The following is a 2,628-nucleotide window of genomic DNA, read 5'->3' as shown; positions in this document are numbered from 1 at the left end:
TTCGGCGTACGTGTCGAGCTGGGCGGTGATCCCCTCCAGGGTTTCCGCGGGGTGCACGTTGGTGCAGTAGGCGAGGTGGACGGCGGTGCCGTCCGGGTGGCGGAAGCGCATCAGGCGTTCCTTCCTCCTGATCAGTTTCCGCCGCGGGCGATGGAGTTGCCCGCGAAGAGGCCGGCGGCCTGGGCGTCCGTGTATCCGTCGAGGCCGAGGCGGCCGGACTGGGCGTAGAAGGCGACCGGGTTGCGCCACAGCACGCGGTCCACGTCGTCCTCGTCGAAGCCGGCGGCGAGCATGGCCTCGGCGGTGGCGCGGGTGAGGAGCGGGTCGCTGTGGCCCCAGTCGGCGGCGGAGTTGACGAGGATCCGCTCGGTGCCGTGCTCCTTGAGGATGGCGACCATGCGGTCCGGGGTCATCTTGGTGTCGGGGTAGATGGAGAAGCCCATCCAGCAGCCGGAGTCGCGGACCTCGCGGACGGTGACCTCGTTGAGGTGGTCGAGGACGACGAAGCCGGGGTCGATGCCGGACTCGCGGATCACGGCGAGGGAGCGTCCGGTGCCGCCGGCCTTGTCGCGGTGCGGGGTGTGGACGAGGGCGGGCAGGGCGAACTCGACGGCGAGGGCGAGCTGGACGGCGAAGGCGTGGTCCTCGGCCTCGGTGACGGTGTCGTAGCCGATCTCGCCGACGGCGACGACCCCGTCCTTGGCGAGGTAGCGGGGCAGCAGGTCCAGGACGGGCGTGCAGCGCGGGTCGTTCGCCTCCTTGGGGTTGAGGCCGATGGTGCAGTGGTGGCTGATGCCGAACTGGGCGGCCCGGTAGGGCTCCCAGCCGAGGAGGGCGTCGAAGTAGTCGGTGAAGCTGGCGGGTGAGGTGCGGGGCTGGCCCAGCCAGAACGCGGGCTCGACCAGCGCGCGCACGCCGGCGGCGTGCATCGCCCGGTAGTCGTCCGTGGTGCGGGACGTCATGTGGATGTGCGGGTCGAAGATGCGCATGGTCGGGCTCCGGTCGGGGTTGGTGGGGCGTCAGTTGTCGAGGGTGGCCACGAGCCACAGGTCGGCCGGCACGGTGCGGTCGGCGGCGCGCCGTTCGGCGGCGAAGCCGTGGGCCATCCGGGCGAGTTCGGCGTCGCGGCGTTCGTGCAGGCCGGCCACCTTGGCGAGGGGGATGCCGGTGAACAGGCACTTGAGGACGGCCTGGCGCCAGCGGTACTGGTCGAGGTGGGCGCGGGCGTAGGGGCCGAGGGCGGCGGCGATGAGCCGGTTGTCGTTGGTGCGCACGGCGTCGTCGGTGAGGTGCACGGCGCGGTCGCCGACCGGCAGGAACGGCAGGGCGCGCAGGACGCCGCGGCGTTCGGCGGCGTCGCCGTGCGCGTACCGTTCGGCGGCTTCGGCGGTCAGGGCGGCGCCGGAGGTGCCGTACCGGGTCAGGGCGAGCAGCAGGACGGTGCGTACGGCGTCCTCGACGGCCCAGTCGGCCCAGCCTGGGAGGGGGCCGCGGCCGTACTCGCGTCCGGCGGCGGGGAAGCGACGGTCCAGGGCGGCGGTGCCTTCGGCTGCGACGGCGTCCTCGGCGGCGGTGAGCCGGGTGCGGTGTTCCTGGTCGAGGACGGAGCGCAGGGACTCGCGGAGGGTGCGCAGGGTCAGCGCGTCGTGCACGGCGCTGTCCGCGAGGGTGGCGGCGGGCGGGGCGAGGGTGGGGGCGGTCATACCGGTACGGCCTCCTTCTGTGGGGTCCGCTGCTGCGGCCGCCGGCCGGCGGCGGCGTGCAGGAAGTCGATGCTGTGCCGGGCCGACTCCGCTCCGGCGTGGCTGTGGCGCGGGAGTTCGACGGAGACGAGGCCCTGGTAGCCGGCGTCGGCGAGGGCGAGCAGGACGGGCGGGAAGTCGATCTCCCCTTCGCCGAAGGGGAGGTGCTCGTGCGTGCCCCGGCGCATGTCCTCGATCTGGACGTGGGCGAGGCGGTCGGCGGCCAGGGCCACGCAGTGGTCGACGGGCCAGAGGTTCCAGAGCAGCGGCAGTGGCCGAGGTCCAGGGTGAAGGCGGAAGCGGTCCGGCCGGCCGAGAGTCGGCCAGCAGTCTGCGGTAGCCGGCGAGGTCGGCGACGAGCATCCCCGGCTCGGGTTCGAAGGCCAGGTCGAGGCCGGCGGCCTCGGCGTGCCCGAGGGTTTCGGCGCAGCCGTCGACCAGCCGCCGCCAGGCCTGTTCGCGGGTGGTGTCCGGGTCGGGGGTGCCGCTCCAGAAGTGCACGGCGCCGGCGCCCAGGACCGCGCCGATGCCGACGGCCCGGCGCAGCAGGTCGAGGCGGAGGGCGCGGCCCGCCGGGTCGGCGGACAGCAGGGTGGGCCGGTGCTTGTGGCGGGGGTCGAGGAGGTAGCGGGCGCCGGTTTCGATGACGACGTCCAGGCCGGTGTCGTCCAGGGCCCGCCGGATCCCGTTGAGGCGTGCGGCGAGCCCGGGGGCGTACGGGTCCAGGTGCTGGTGGTCCAGGGTCAGCGCGACGCCCTCGTAGCCGAGGTCGGCGAGGAGGCGCAGGGCGTCGCCGAGGCGGTGGTCGGCGAGGCCGTTGGTGCCGTACGCGAAGCGGAGCGCGGCGGGTGCGCTCATGTCGGGGAGACCTTCCGGGCGAGCCGGC

2 protein-coding genes and 1 pseudogene are annotated in these 2,628 nt (G+C 74.2%); all 3 read right to left on the bottom strand.

The annotated features are described in order from the left end of the window. Positions 1–131: 131 nt before the first annotated feature. A complete protein-coding gene (locus tag SSNG_RS27000; RefSeq protein WP_007267101.1) occupies positions 132–989 on the bottom strand; it encodes a TatD family hydrolase in 858 nt (285 codons plus the stop codon). A 30-nt stretch (positions 990–1,019) separates the two neighbouring features. Beyond that, positions 1,020–1,703: an EboA domain-containing protein gene (locus tag SSNG_RS26995; protein ID WP_007267100.1), complete on the bottom strand. Its 684-nt coding sequence runs from the start codon at positions 1,701–1,703 to the stop codon at positions 1,020–1,022. Continuing rightward, a pseudogene (locus SSNG_RS26990) lies at positions 1,700–2,600 on the bottom strand (sugar phosphate isomerase/epimerase family protein). The gene SSNG_RS26995 and the pseudogene SSNG_RS26990 overlap by 4 nt, the downstream one beginning before the upstream one ends. Between the last annotated feature and the right edge of the window lie 28 nt (positions 2,601–2,628).

Source organism: Streptomyces sp. C (genome assembly GCF_000158895.1).
In the GTDB taxonomy this organism is placed as follows: Bacteria; Actinomycetota; Actinomycetes; order Streptomycetales; family Streptomycetaceae; genus Streptomyces; species Streptomyces racemochromogenes.
Note: the sequence above shows the minus strand (reverse complement) of the source record. Positions and strands in the feature narration are given on the sequence as shown.